This is a genomic window from Alteromonas sp. ABH4_457, from assembly GCF_056160625.1.
The window spans coordinates 188,905-202,242 of record NZ_JBSWXN010000001.1; the positions used below are offsets into that span (position 1 = coordinate 188,905).

Sequence of the window (13,338 nt, forward strand, 5' to 3'; positions counted from 1 at the left end):
AAGCAGCGCAAAACGTTATGCGAAATTATCGTCATGCAAATCACAAGATAAAAAGAGCGAGGTGTTATCGTGGAATTTAGTGTAAAAAGTGGCAGTCCGGAGAAACAACGCAGCGCCTGTATCGTGGTTGGTGTCTTCGAGCCTCGTCGCTTAACTGCGGTGGCTGAACAGCTGGATGAAATCAGTGAAGGTTACATCAGTAATCTGCTACGTCGCGGCGACCTGGAAGGGAAAGCCGGTCAGATGTTACTTCTGCATCATGTACCCAATGTATTAAGCGAGCGGGTGTTACTGGTCGGTTGCGGTAAAGAGCGTGAACTGGACGAGCGTCAGTATAAGCAAATCATCGCGAAAACCATTAAAACCCTGAACGAAACCGGCTCGATGGAAGCAGTCTGCTTCTTAACAGAACTGCACGTGAAAGGCCGTGATACCTACTGGAAAGTGCGCCAGGCGGTAGAAGCGACGCAGGATTCCCTGTACACCTTCCTGCAACTGAAAACCAAAAAGGGCGAGCCCCGTCGTCCGTTGCGTAAAATTGTTCTGAACGTACCTACACGCCGTGAACTTACCGTGGGTGAGCGCGCTATTGAGCATGGTCTGGCGATTTCAAAAGGTGCCAGCCTGACCAAAGACGTGGCAAACATGCCGCCAAACATCTGCAATCCTGCCTACCTGTGGGAACAGGCACAGTCGCTGGCTGAAAACTACGACAGCATCAGTGCAGAAGTGGTGAATGAAGCCATGATGGCTGAGCTGGGCATGAATTCTTACCTGGCTGTAGGTCGCGGTTCTGAAAATGAATCCATGATGAGTATCATTACTCACAAAGGCGGTCCGGATGATCAGGCGCCTATCGTGCTGGTGGGTAAAGGCCTTACCTTCGACTCAGGCGGTATTTCCATCAAGCCCGGTGAAGGCATGGATGAGATGAAGTACGATATGGGCGGTGCAGCCGGTGTGCTGGGCACCATGCAAACCGTGGCCGAACTGAACCTGCCGGTCAATGTTATCGGCGTGCTGGCTGGCTGTGAAAACATGCCGGACGGCAAATCTTACCGCCCGGGTGATATTCTCACCACCATGTCAGGTCAGACTGTTGAAGTGTTAAATACCGATGCAGAAGGCCGCCTGGTGTTATGTGATGCATTAACTTACGTTGAGCGTTTTGAGCCTGAACTGGTTATCGACGTGGCAACTTTAACCGGTGCGGTGATTGTTGCACTGGGTAACCATGCAACCGGACTGATGAGTACACATAACCCGCTGGCTCATGAACTGATGAACGCCGGCGATCAGAGTTCTGACCGTGCATGGCGTTTACCTGTGTGGGATGAGTATCAGGATCAGCTGGAAAGCCCGTTTGCCGATTTCACCAACTTAGGTGGCCGTGCAGCCGGTTCAATTACTGCGGCGTGTTTCCTGTCCCGCTTCACCAAGAAATACAACTGGGCGCACATGGACATCGCCGGTACAGCGTGGCGAAGCGGCAAAAACAAAGGTGCCACTGGCCGTCCGGTACCGATGTTGTCGCAGTTCCTGATGAACCGCTCAGGCATTAAACAAGAGGACTGAGCGCAATGCCTCAGGTAACCTTCTGGCAACTCAGTGATGGTAAGGACGCGGGTGAATCCCGCGCCTGCGATCTGATTGCCACTGCATACTCCCAGCGACAAAAGTGCGTTGTATTGTGTGCAGACAAATCTTCCGCTGAAGCAGTGGATGAGCTGCTCTGGCAATTGCCGGCTGGCCGCTTTGTGCCGCACAATTTGTGCGGGGAAGGGCCGGGCGCCGGTACGCCGGTGGAAATCTGCTGGCAGGAAAATCAACTTTCCCGTCGCAATCTCATCGTCAATTTAAGCGGGGAAATGTTAAGCTCCCCGCATTCTTATCAAACGATTTATGACTTCGTGCCGGTGGCGGATGACGCCAAACAGGCGGCACGGGTTCGCTATAAACAATATCAGCAGGCTGGCTGCCAGTTGCAGTTTAAATCTGCTGACAGTTGAGAGTAAGTAATGGATAAAACCTTCGAACCGCAATCCATTGAGCAGCAATGCTATGAAAAATGGGAAGCAGCAGGCTATTTCAAGCCATCCGGACACGGTGAACCGTATTGTATTTTACTGCCGCCACCAAACGTAACAGGCAGTCTGCACATGGGCCACGGCTTCCAGCAAACGATTATGGACGCGTTAACCCGTTATCACCGCATGAAGGGCGACAACACCTTATGGCAGGTCGGTACAGACCACGCGGGTATCGCTACCCAGATGGTTGTGGAACGCCGTCTGAATGCGGAAGGCAAGACCCGTCACGATTTAGGCCGTGAAGCCTTCATTGACAAGATTTGGGAATGGAAAGAAGAGTCCGGTGGCACTATCACGAAACAGATGCGCCGCCTCGGCACATCTACCGACTGGGACCGTGAAGTGTTCACCATGGACGACAATCTGTCCAAAGCGGTTACAGAAGTCTTTGTTCGTTTGCATGAAGAAGGTTTGATTTACCGCGGTAAGCGTCTGGTTAATTGGGATCCGGTGCTGCACACAGCGGTCTCTGATCTGGAAGTGCTGAACGAAGAAGAAGCCGGCCACATGTGGCACATGCGCTATCCGCTGGCTGACGGTTCCGGTGAACTGGTCGTGGCGACTACCCGTCCAGAAACGATGCTGGGCGATACGGCTGTTGCGGTTCATCCTGACGACGAGCGTTATCAGTCGATGATTGGCAAGGAAATTCGTCTGCCAATTACCGGCCGCCTGATCCCCATTATTGCCGATGATTATGTGGATCCGGAATTCGGCACCGGCTGCGTGAAAATCACCCCGGCACACGATTTCAACGATTATGACATGGGTAAGCGTCACAGCCTGCCGATGATCAACCTGTTCACCGACGACGCAAAGATTAACGATGAGGCCCCTGAAGCTTATCGCGGTCTTGACCGTTTTGACGCCCGTAAGCAAATCGTTGCTGACCTGGACGCCGAAGGTCTGCTGGTTAAAGTGGTCGATCATAAACTGAAAGTACCCCGTGGCGACCGTACCGGTGCGGTTATCGAACCGTATCTGACTGACCAGTGGTACGTTGCCGTTGAATCGCTGGCCAAGCCTGCGGTTGAAGCGGTGGAAAGCGGTGAAATCCGCTTTATCCCTGAGAACTGGAACAAAACTTACTACCAGTGGATGAACAATATTCAGGATTGGTGTATTTCCCGTCAGCTGTGGTGGGGACACCGCATCCCGGCTTGGTACGACAACGAAGGTAATGTATTCGTTGGCCGTGACGAAGCGGAAGTGCGCAGTCGCTACAAGCTGGAAGACGCCGTTGAACTGAAACAGGACAACGATGTACTGGATACCTGGTTCTCCTCTGCGCTGTGGCCGTTCGCGACCATGGGCTGGCCGGAAGAAACGCCGGAACTGGACACATTCGTACCGTCTTCAGTGCTGGTCACCGGTTTCGATATTATTTTCTTCTGGGTAGCCAGAATGATCATGATGACGAAGAAATTCACCGGCAAGATCCCGTTCAAAGATATCTACATTACCGGTCTTATCCGAGATGAGAACGGCGACAAGATGTCGAAGTCGAAGGGGAACGTTCTTGACCCTATCGATTTGATTGACGGTATCGATCTGGAATCACTGGTGACCAAGCGCACATCAGGCATGATGCAGCCGCAACTGGCGAAGAAGATTGAGAAGAATACCCGTAAGCAGTTTGCTGACGGGATTAATGCTTACGGTACCGATGCGCTGCGTTTTACGTTTGCAGCCATGGCGTCAACCAGCCGCGATATCAATTTCGATATGAGCCGCGTTGAAGGTTACCGTAACTTCTGCAATAAAATCTGGAACGCGTCACGCTTTGTGCTGATGAATACCGAAACTGAAGATACCGGCCTTGACGGTGGTGAACTGGTACTGAGCCTCGCGGATCAGTGGATTTGGGCACAGTTCCAGAAAACCCTGAAAGAGTTTGAATCTGCCCTGGCTGATTACCGTTTCGATATTGCCGCTCAAACTGTGTATGAGTTCACCTGGAACCAGTTCTGTGACTGGTATCTGGAACTGACCAAGCCGGTACTGAACAGTGATGCGTCTACTGATGCGGAAAAGCGCGGCACACGTCATACGTTAATTAATGTACTTGAGCAGTTACTGCGTCTGCTACACCCGTTAATGCCGTTTATCACTGACACCATCTGGCAACGTGTTGCGCCGTTAAGCGATGCAGGCGTGAAAGAAGGTGAAACCAGCATCATGATCCAGTCTTTCCCTGAAGTGAAAGCGGAACGTGAGAACGACAAGGTACTGGCTGATATCGAATGGCTGAAGCGTTTCATCATCGGTATCCGTAATATCCGTGGTGAAATGGATATTTCTCCTAACAAGCCGCTAAACGCTATTCTGCGCAATGTGAGTGAGCAGGATCAGGCCCGTCTTGATTTGGCCGCTCCGTTCATCGATAAGCTGGCGAAACTGGAATCTGTCACTTTGCTGAAAGCCGGTGAACAGGCGCCGGCCAGTGCGACTGCGCTGGTGGGAGAGATGGAAATTCTTATCCCGATGGCGGGTCTGATTGATAAAGACGCTGAGCTTGCCCGTATCGCCAAGGCGATGGGTAAAGCAGGACAGGACGTTGCCCGTGCTCAGGGTAAGCTGGCAAACGAGAAGTTTGTAAACAGTGCTCCGGAAGCGGTAATTGCCAAAGAACGTAGTAAGCTGGAAGAGGCTGAAACGGCGCTGGCAAAACTGAAAGAACAGCACGCCACAATCAGCGCGTTATAAGCGCATTTGCTAAGTAATAAAAAAGGAGCGGAAACGCTCCTTTTTTGATCCTGCTAAAATGCTAATTGCTATTTATGCTGACTGTTATTGCGTGCAGATTGTCCGCCGGACTCCGCCTGTAAAAAACGTTTCAGCATAGAGGCCAGCGCTGCGCGTTTTAGCGGCTTGGTGAGATAATCCGTCATTCCGTGACGCATTGCCTGCTGGGCATCTTCTTTCATGGCGTTGGCTGACAAGCCAATGATGGGCAGTTCACTTAAGCCTTTCTGGCGAATTTTGCGGGTGGCTTCATAACCGTCCATTACCGGCATCTGAACATCCATAAGCACCAGGTCGTATACCGGCGCATTATTGATTTTAGTTACCGCCTGCAAACCGTCTTCGGCAATATCGAAGGTGAGGCCAAGTGAAGACAACATTTCTCCGGTGACCACCTGGTTAATATTGTTGTCTTCTACCAGCAGAATGTGACCTTCCAGCATGGTGGATTCATCCGGCACCTCAGTTGACTGTTTAAAATCTTCTATGTCGGCAAGGCGGAACACAAACCGGCGGTACTGTGCCGGTGTAAACGGATGAAGCAGAACCGGACCTTTCCATTGACTAAGAATTTTCTCCTGCAATTGCCCGGTCTGGGTTTCCATGACAATGCCCACAGGAATGCTTTGCCGCTCTATCAGCGATAACTGCGGTAGCAGGGATTTGAATTCTGCGTAGGTAGCAATTTCAACCAGCACGGCAGGCGGCACGCCCACGTCATTTTCCACCATGGCAAGGGGCTGACGGGCAGAGCGCAGGTTTAATAATTCAATATAGGCTGCCGGCAGCAACGGTTTGTCGGAATAATAACAGCTGCCCAGTGGCAACTGGGGCAAATCAGCAAGAATACCTTTCTGACCGGACTGAATTTTCATGGGTAAAGTGATCACGAAAGTAGAACCGTGATTGGGCATTGATGTGACTTTCAGTTTACCGGCCATCAGTTCGGTAAGCTGTTTTACAATCGTCAGCCCCAGTCCGGAGCCGCCGAATTTTCGGTTTGTCGAACCGTCAGCCTGCGTAAATGGTTGGAAGATGCGGTCAACCTGCGACTGAGTCATGCCAATACCGGTATCTTCGACTTCTATGCGCAGAACCACTTTATCACCCTGCTGGTTCACCATGCCCTTAATGGTGACATTAATCGCTCCCTGCTGGGTGAACTTAACGGCGTTGGTACAGATGTTCATGAGAATTTGAGATAACCGCAAAGGGTCGCCCACTATGCGGGGTGGCAGTTTCGGGTCGACCTCCAGATGAACGCTGAGATTCTTCTCCTGTGCCCGCAAACTCACCACCGCAAGCAGATTATCCAGAATGGAGTGCAGAGAGAAGCTGACGTTTTCCAGTTCCAGCTTACCGGCTTCAATTTTAGAGAAATCAAGAATGTCGTTTATCACACTGACTAGGATTTGGCTGGAGTAAGATGCTTTGTCCAGATAATCCTTCAGCATGGATGACATGGGTTGCTGATGAGCCAGTTCCAGCAGGCCGATGATGCCGTTGAGCGGCGTGCGGATCTCATGGCTCATGTTAGCCAGGAAAATACTCTTCGAGGCGGTGGCCTGTTCTGCTTTCTTCTTGGATTCGGCGAGTTCTTTGTTTAATGCTTCCTGCTGGACGTTCAGTTGCTGGGCATTTTTCAGCAGAGAGCGGGTCTGCTCATTTTTGTCTTTAAATACGCTGGCTGCTTTGGCCAGTTTGCCGATTTCGTCTTTACGGTCGAGATCGGGCAATACATCTACCTGCTTACCGTCTGCCAGCTGATTAAACACAGAAGTAATGGAGCGGATAGGGCTGAGGACCCGGCGCACAGTAAAAATAGCGAAGGCGAAGGCGAGAATGATAGCGATAACAGAGTATATTTCACCGTTGAGCCGGGCCCCGATAGCGGCATTCTGCGCATTGCGGTTAATCAGATTGGTGCGGGCATTTACCCGGTCGGCAAGCTCGCGGCTGAGATACAGAAACTCGTTGGCCGAGCCGGCCATGACCACATTAACCAGAAACATATTGCTTTGGGTTATCTGGGTCAGCCGTAAAAAGCGTTCTTCCAGTCGTTGAATATGTTCACGGATCGCTACTTCGTTAGCGGATGATTCACTTTCCAGCAGGGAATAAACTGGTGCCAGTGACGCATTAAACTCGGAGATATTTTGCTGTGCCGGTGATACCAGATAACGCAATGCGGCATTCTCGGCTTCTGTTACATGCATTTTTAGCAGGTCAATTTTTGCCGCCGGCATCTCACGTTTTTCCGCGACTTCCTGCAACAAGCTCTCGATTTGTCTGACGACGACCAGTGAACCTGAATCGATGAGCTGGTCCCGGCGGTGCCGGTCATCCACCACCGCGTGAAAGTTCTCTTTGTAAGACACCAGATGAGTACGCATGCGCTCCAGAATGTCATCTTCTGTGTATTCATAGGTTGAAGAGATGGAAGAGGTCTCAAGGGCTTCCAGCTTGTCAGTGATGGAAATCATCAGGCGCTCAAAACGGGTTACCGCAGACGGGCTGGCGGTTTCACGGAAAATCAGCACATTGCGCTGAAGATCCACCACATCTCTTTCCAGTTCACCTACGATGCCCACATCGATCACCGCCTGGCGGGTATTGTTCATGCCTTCGGTTAAAACCTGCTCGTTGGCACGGCCGAGAAAACCCTGCACAAGGATCAGTCCGATCATGATGATCAGAACAGTGAGCAGTTGAATACGGATAGAATGAAACATAAAGAATGCGTACCACTAAGAAGTAATGAATTCATACCATTTCTGCAGACTATATTCATAAGTCGGCATAACGGTATTCCAAACGGCGACATGGCCGAAACGATCTTCGTAACTGCCGCCGGAGCGTTGCTGTCCGCGATTTACAGACACTTTTCCATCCGGCCCTCTGAGCGGTTCTGAAGCTGGTAAACCTCTGTACCAGTAGTTCCATTCAGCTTCACTTAAATAAGGCTTTGAACGTTGCGGGTTTGAAATGTAATACCCCTGACGGGCAATGAAAGCACCGGGCCAGCCGGACAACCACCAGTTCATGTATTCATAGGCAGCATCTTTCACCCGGCCCTGCGTGGCAGCAGAAAGACACATCACGCCGTGCCAGCCACGGTAACCTTCACGGGGAGCCGCAAAGCGAACAGGAATATCCTGACCATTCAAATCAGACACAGCAGGGGAGAACATACTTTCAATGGTGACCCGCTTCGTACGCATGTATTGCACCGATTCCGGTACGGAGGTCCAGAAGCCATTGAAATGCTGCAGCTGTTTAAGCTCAATCAGTAACAGGAACAGGCTGTCTAATTCTGCCCGCGTCATGGCGCCGATGTCTTCAAATTCCATGAAGCCTTTCGCTTTTGCCGCCAGGGCTAAATCAAATAACCCGATAGTCGGGTCATTCACGATACCCACTTTTCCGCTGAGTCTGGAATCCAGCAGCCAGCCCCAACTCTCATCTGCACTGTTCATATCGGCCGGTAACGCGTTTTCCAGATAGCCAAAGGAATCAACATTGTGCACGTACGGGAGGAAGCTGATTTCATCCGTGTGCTTTTCTCCCAGCGAGCCGTCGGCCTGAACGTTTATTATTTTGTGGGGGGCATCACCGGCACCGATTTTCGCTTCGGGAGAGACCTTGCCGGTCTTTGTCAGATCGTTAATTTCGTCCCAGTTACCAATACGGCGTTTATCGATGGGTTGAATGGCATTGGCCCGCCAGAGCACATTGATGCTGTTTGACCATTGCTCATATAAATCAAAGCCCTGCGGATTCATGGTGGCTTTCTGAAGTACCGTTGCACTGCCGCCGGGAGCGAACTGCAGCCGGATCCCTAAGTCTTCCATAGCCTGCTGTCTCAAGGCTTCCTGCAAGGTTACATGGGTGCCAAGCACTCTTACCAGAGGTTTCTCTTTGCCAATGGCAAAGGGGACCATGCCGGCGGTCAGCCAGCCTGCCAGAGAGCCTTTCAGCACTCGTCTTCTTGTCAGCAGTTTTTTTTGTTTGTCCATTCCGGTGGCGCTTTGTCCTGAGTCATACTTTATTGTGGCACTGAATGGACAGGTATGCCAAAAAAAGCGTTAAAACAAAGGCTGTTCTCTTTGAACAGCCCCGGAAGTAGAATGCTATCTGCGTGGGCGGCGTGATACTGTTCTCCATATCCCCATGCCCAGAAGGCCGGCAAGGAAAGGCCAGTGCAGGGCTCCGCCGTGTTCTCTTACTTCCACCACGGTTTCCTGTTCAACAATGACCCGGTCGTAATCCTGACTTTCAAGGGGCACATAAGACAAGTCTGCATCGCTGGTATGATCGGCAACAGCCAACAGTTCGTTTGTCTGCGCGTCGTACAGCTCAATCATGATGTCATAGTCGAATGGACGGTAGCCGGTGATAAGGTCAGTTTCTATTACAAATTCATCGCTGGTACTTTCCCCGTAAATATAAAACACAGATGACTCGTGTACCGGGTAAAAACTGTCAGCATCGCCCAGGTAAAGGACTGCATGAACCGGTACTTCTGCATAAACAGTATCAGCATCAAAGCTTACAGACACCGTCGTGGCATAACCGTCATAATCGGCGTCGTTGAAGCGCTCAGTCCATGCATCGTAAATCCAGAAGTTGGTATTCACAACGGCATTCACAGCTGCCCGCTTTTTACTGCTTTTTGTGGCTTTGGTAACGCTGGCCAGTGTATCGTTTCTGATAAAGTCGCCGTCTTTCGGGGTGTACGCTTCACCGAACTGAAACTCTCTGGCTTCAGTGGTCCGTTCCGTTGTTTCTGCCTGTGCCGGCGCTTGCAGAGCGGTAATGCCCATCAGAACAATTAATGGTTTCATTGTTTGTTTCAGCATCATCATTCCTCTTGTCTTTGGCTGACTACGGGCTTAGTGTCGCCTGCGTAAACTGAACGGTTGCTGAAAGCAGTCTTAACCGCTGACAGTTTGGCCCTTTATCTGTGCATTACAACGGGTTAGCTGTAGACGGAATGTACCGGCCGGGATATAAACATGAGCAGACTCATTGATTACGGAATTATTCATGGTGCGGTTCGTAAAACTGATAGCGTTGCTGGTGTTGGGATTGTCTGCTTTCGCCCTGCACGGGGAAGCGTTGCCGGAGCAAAAACCAATGCAATTGTTACCTTTGTCTGATGATGTGTGGCTGCATCTGTCGTACAAGCAGGTAGACGGATTTGGGCTGGTGGAGTCCAACGGCGTGATTATTCTGTCTGAGCAGGGCAGCATTATTATCGATACGCCGTGGACAGAGCAGGACACCGCGGAGTTACTGAACTGGGCTGCAGCTCGAGGCATGCCGGTAACAATGTCGTTTTCCAGTCACTCCCATGAAGACCGTACCGCGGGCATTGGTTTGCTGAACAGCAAAGGCATAGATACACATGCGTCGAAAATGACTAATGCTATTCTGGAGAAGCAGGGTAAGCCGCTGGCAAAACAGGAAATTACCGGTCCAACCTATGCTCTGGCAGAAGGTGTTGAGGTGTTCTATCCAGGTCCGGGACATGCGCCGGATAACAGTGTGGTCTGGCTGGCCGGAGCAAACATTCTGGTTGGCGGATGTCTTATCCGCAGCGCAGAAACGGATAGTTTAGGTTATACCGGTGATGCCAGTCCGGAAGAGTGGGGGCCGTCAGTACAGAAGGTGTTAGCCAGATACCCTGAGGCGAAAATCGTGTTGCCGGGCCACGGACTGCCGGGAACCCGGGCGTTGCTGCACCATACTATCTCACTGACAGAAGGTGCTAACTGATCAGCGCGACATCGTTGCTGAACAAAAAAGCCGGTGATCTTCATGCAGTATACACCGGCTTTCGTTGATGAGTCAGACAACGTATCAGTCGTTGTAATCCTCATCGTCCTCTTCTGCTTCTTCGTCGCGGGGCATAAAGTAAGTGCCCCAGCCGTCGTAGTGCACATCGCACTTATCAGCAATCTTCAGCAGCGCATCTGTGTCTTTGTCCAGCGCATCCTGTTCCAGCTCACGCTCAACAATCGCGTCAAAACAGAAAATAGTACCGCCGTCGTCTAATACCAGCTCCTCTGCATCAGACACTTCGAAACCGGCTTTGAACGCATCTACGGCTGCTTTTTCCAGTTTATCGAAATCATTGGAAGCAAGATGATGCTCAATGGTGTACACCGCATCCGCCTGACTGCCATCTTCCAGCAGTGCTTCTATGGTTTCCTGGTTAAACGCGTACCATTCTTCCCGTTCATCAAACTGATTCATGTTATCTCTCAAAAACGTCAACTTGCCCTAGTGTAATTAACTGAACGGCAGGATGCTATCTCTTTGCAGATTCAATTTGTGCCACTTCTTCGTTAAGACGGGCGAATTTCTCTTCCATCGCTTTATGGAAATGTTCCGTCCAGCCCTTCGGGGAATGCTCACGGGTAAGCTCTACCGGCGCATCAATATCGATAAGCACCACACCGTTGTTCCAGCGGTTCCACTTTACTTTTTCGTGTAAGTCGCTGGCAGTAACCATGACAACCGGTACTTTAACAGCCTGTGCCAGCCAGAATGCGCCGGATTTAAAGGGCAGTAAACCTCTGCCGTAGCTTCGTGTGCCTTCCGGAAATACCCATACGGATGTCCCTTTTTCGCGGATTTTCTTACCAGCTATTTTTAACGTATCCCGCGCTTTTCCGCTGTTCTTCCGGTCAATCATGATGTTGCCCGATAACCAGTAAATCTGTCCGAATACGGGGATCCACTTCAGGCTCTTCTTGCCGATAGTCACCACGCCGGGCAGGGCCGCCTTACAAATGGTGATGATGTCGTAACTGCTCTGGTGATTGGCGATTAACACGTACGGGGTGTCTTCCTTCACCGCATCACTTTTCCGGATAATGATTTTAAGCCCCATAATCCGGGACATCTGCGCATAAGCGTTGCCGGCAAAATGAACATTATTCTTGTGAAAAGGGCGAAGCACGCAAACCACTAAAACAACGATGTTTATCAGAATGAATGCGAAAAAGAGCGCGATTACGCGAAGAATTGCTAACACTACTGTTCCTGTTTTATGTTTTGCCGCGAAGTATACGGGATTGAGAGCAGTTCAGTTATCCGATCAGTCTGAAAATTTAGCCAAAAGAACACTATTGCTGATTAGCGAAACTGCCGATCAGATGATATAACTTAAATACATGCTTAATGCGGTAACCAGATAAAATGCAGACGTTTACACCGGAAGAACTTGAAGAAGATATCCTCAGTGACCTGATGGAGGAAATCAACGAACTTTATGAATCCAGCGAACAAACCCTCATAGAGCTGGAATTGCGTCCGGAAGATAATGAACTGCAACGCAGCCTGTTCCGTTCTATCCACACCATCAAAGGTGACCTGGGGCTGGTTAATTTCAGTCCGATGATCCCCTTGCTTCAGCACGTTGAAGATTTGCTGGATTTTCTGCGAAAAGGGCAGATTAACTACACCAGTACCATGAGTGACCTGGTGTTGCTGACCATGGACAGGGTGAAAAGCTTTGTTCAGGATGTGATGAATGCCGGGTGTGCTGAATATGACGGTAATCTTCATGAACAACTGGTGCTGGCGATCACGCGGATCACGCCGGACAACCATGCTGATCACGACAAACTGCTGGCTGATGCGGTATTGCTGCTGAATCCGGATCTGGACATTGACACCGGTGAATTTGCCGGTACAGAGCAAACCGCTGAGGCGGAAGGCGAAAAGCCACCGGCAAAGCCTCCGCAGACGGTAGCGAATACCGGAATACTGAAAGGTCTGAGTGCCGACAAACGGGCCGATATGCTGTTTTTCCGTGACCTGATGCAAACCATTGAACACCGTTCTAATTATTGGGCCGGGCGTGGCGACCGGATTGCAAAGCTGGCGCTATACATCAATCATGAAGCAGGCAGTCCCATCGATGACGATCAGTTGTCTGTTGCCTGTTACGTGCACGATTTTGGTATGGCGTTCATGCCGTTGCACCTGCTTAACAAAACAGACCCGTACACTGACGCCGAGTTTAATCTCATGCGTTCTCACGTGTACAAAAGCTCCCGCTTACTGGAGCATCTCGATCAGTGGGATCACGCCCGTAAAATTGTGATGCAGCACCATGAAAGGGTAGATGGCAGTGGTTATCCGCTGGGCCTGAAAGAAGATGATATTTGTGACGGTGCCAAACTGCTGGCCATTCTCGATACCTACGATGCCATGACCCACTCACGGGCACATAATCAGGACTCGCGGATGTCTAAAAAACAGGCGGTCATTGAACTGAACCGGGCTGCCAAAGGGCAGTTCAGTATGAAATGGGTGCGGCACTTTAATCAGGCCATGACGAGCCTGCTGACGAAGAACCCGTAATATCCTTCCGGGCGTAGCCGCCTGAACAGTAAATTTATTCATGTAAAAAGCCCGGTGCAGAACTTCTGCACCGGGCTTTTCTATTTGAGAAGACTGCCGGGACCGGGGTGAATTGCGTCTGGCGTTA

The 13,338-nt window shown here is 50.7% G+C and carries 10 protein-coding genes; 5 read left to right on the forward strand and 5 right to left on the reverse strand.

Annotated features, from left to right (window positions below):
• Positions 1-69 precede the first annotated feature (69 nt).
• The 3 genes from pepA to ACXAGR_RS00750 are packed head-to-tail and all read left to right on the forward strand — an operon-like array spanning position 70 to position 4,796.
• The gene (pepA, locus tag ACXAGR_RS00740; protein WP_119502320.1) at positions 70-1,575 is read left to right on the forward strand and encodes a leucyl aminopeptidase; all 1,506 of its coding nucleotides are present in this window, start codon (positions 70-72) and stop codon (positions 1,573-1,575) included.
• A 5-nt stretch (positions 1,576-1,580) separates the two neighbouring features.
• Positions 1,581-2,009, forward strand: coding sequence for a DNA polymerase III subunit chi (locus tag ACXAGR_RS00745; protein ID WP_119502319.1), 429 nt, complete (start codon positions 1,581-1,583; stop codon positions 2,007-2,009).
• Positions 2,010-2,018: 9 nt separating this feature from the next.
• Positions 2,019-4,796, forward strand: coding sequence for a valine--tRNA ligase (locus ACXAGR_RS00750; protein ID WP_474847531.1), 2,778 nt, complete (start codon positions 2,019-2,021; stop codon positions 4,794-4,796).
• Positions 4,797-4,864: 68 nt separating this feature from the next.
• On the opposite strand, the gene ACXAGR_RS00755 is transcribed toward ACXAGR_RS00750, so the two are convergent.
• The 3 genes from ACXAGR_RS00755 to ACXAGR_RS00765 form a co-directional block, all read right to left on the reverse strand.
• Positions 4,865-7,567 (reverse strand): ATP-binding protein, encoded by a 2,703-nt coding sequence (locus ACXAGR_RS00755; protein WP_474847533.1) that lies wholly within the window; start codon positions 7,565-7,567, stop codon positions 4,865-4,867.
• A 15-nt stretch (positions 7,568-7,582) separates the two neighbouring features.
• Positions 7,583-8,851, reverse strand: a complete 1,269-nt coding sequence (locus tag ACXAGR_RS00760) for an ABC transporter substrate-binding protein (RefSeq protein ID WP_474843177.1) — start codon at positions 8,849-8,851, stop codon at positions 7,583-7,585.
• Between the two features lie 114 nt (positions 8,852-8,965).
• Positions 8,966-9,679, reverse strand: coding sequence for a choice-of-anchor H family protein (locus ACXAGR_RS00765; RefSeq protein WP_474847535.1), 714 nt, complete (start codon positions 9,677-9,679; stop codon positions 8,966-8,968).
• 202 nt (positions 9,680-9,881) lie between these two features.
• On the opposite strand from ACXAGR_RS00765, the gene bla reads away from it, so the two are divergent.
• Positions 9,882-10,613: a subclass B1 metallo-beta-lactamase gene (gene bla / locus ACXAGR_RS00770; protein WP_474843173.1), complete on the forward strand. Its 732-nt coding sequence runs from the start codon at positions 9,882-9,884 to the stop codon at positions 10,611-10,613.
• Between the two features lie 84 nt (positions 10,614-10,697).
• Here bla and rraB read toward each other — a convergent pair whose 3' ends face one another.
• Both rraB and ACXAGR_RS00780 read right to left on the reverse strand, forming a co-directional pair.
• The gene (rraB, locus tag ACXAGR_RS00775; protein ID WP_474843171.1) at positions 10,698-11,093 is read right to left on the reverse strand and encodes a ribonuclease E inhibitor RraB; all 396 of its coding nucleotides are present in this window, start codon (positions 11,091-11,093) and stop codon (positions 10,698-10,700) included.
• 55 nt (positions 11,094-11,148) lie between these two features.
• Positions 11,149-11,877, reverse strand: a complete 729-nt coding sequence (locus tag ACXAGR_RS00780) for a 1-acylglycerol-3-phosphate O-acyltransferase (RefSeq protein WP_303572765.1) — start codon at positions 11,875-11,877, stop codon at positions 11,149-11,151.
• A gap of 164 nt (positions 11,878-12,041) precedes the next feature.
• On the opposite strand from ACXAGR_RS00780, the gene ACXAGR_RS00785 reads away from it, so the two are divergent.
• A complete protein-coding gene (locus tag ACXAGR_RS00785) occupies positions 12,042-13,211 on the forward strand; it encodes an HD-GYP domain-containing protein (RefSeq protein ID WP_474843169.1) in 1,170 nt (389 codons plus the stop codon).
• Positions 13,212-13,338: the final 127 nt, after the last annotated feature.

Excerpts from the sequence above, each read along its gene's own strand:
- ACXAGR_RS00755 (WP_474847533.1), bottom strand. The coding sequence starts at position 7,567 with ATGTTTCATTCTATCCGTATTCAACTGCTCACTGTTCTGATCATCATG.
- rraB (WP_474843171.1), bottom strand. The coding sequence starts at position 11,093 with ATGAATCAGTTTGATGAACGGGAAGAATGGTACGCGTTTAACCAGGAA.
- ACXAGR_RS00785 (WP_474843169.1), top strand. The coding sequence starts at position 12,042 with ATGCAGACGTTTACACCGGAAGAACTTGAAGAAGATATCCTCAGTGAC.
- ACXAGR_RS00745 (WP_119502319.1), top strand. The coding sequence starts at position 1,581 with ATGCCTCAGGTAACCTTCTGGCAACTCAGTGATGGTAAGGACGCGGGT.
- ACXAGR_RS00750 (WP_474847531.1), top strand. The coding sequence starts at position 2,019 with ATGGATAAAACCTTCGAACCGCAATCCATTGAGCAGCAATGCTATGAA.
- ACXAGR_RS00765 (WP_474847535.1), bottom strand. The coding sequence starts at position 9,679 with ATGAAACCATTAATTGTTCTGATGGGCATTACCGCTCTGCAAGCGCCG.
- bla (WP_474843173.1), top strand. The coding sequence starts at position 9,882 with ATGGTGCGGTTCGTAAAACTGATAGCGTTGCTGGTGTTGGGATTGTCT.
- ACXAGR_RS00760 (WP_474843177.1), bottom strand. The coding sequence starts at position 8,851 with ATGGACAAACAAAAAAAACTGCTGACAAGAAGACGAGTGCTGAAAGGC.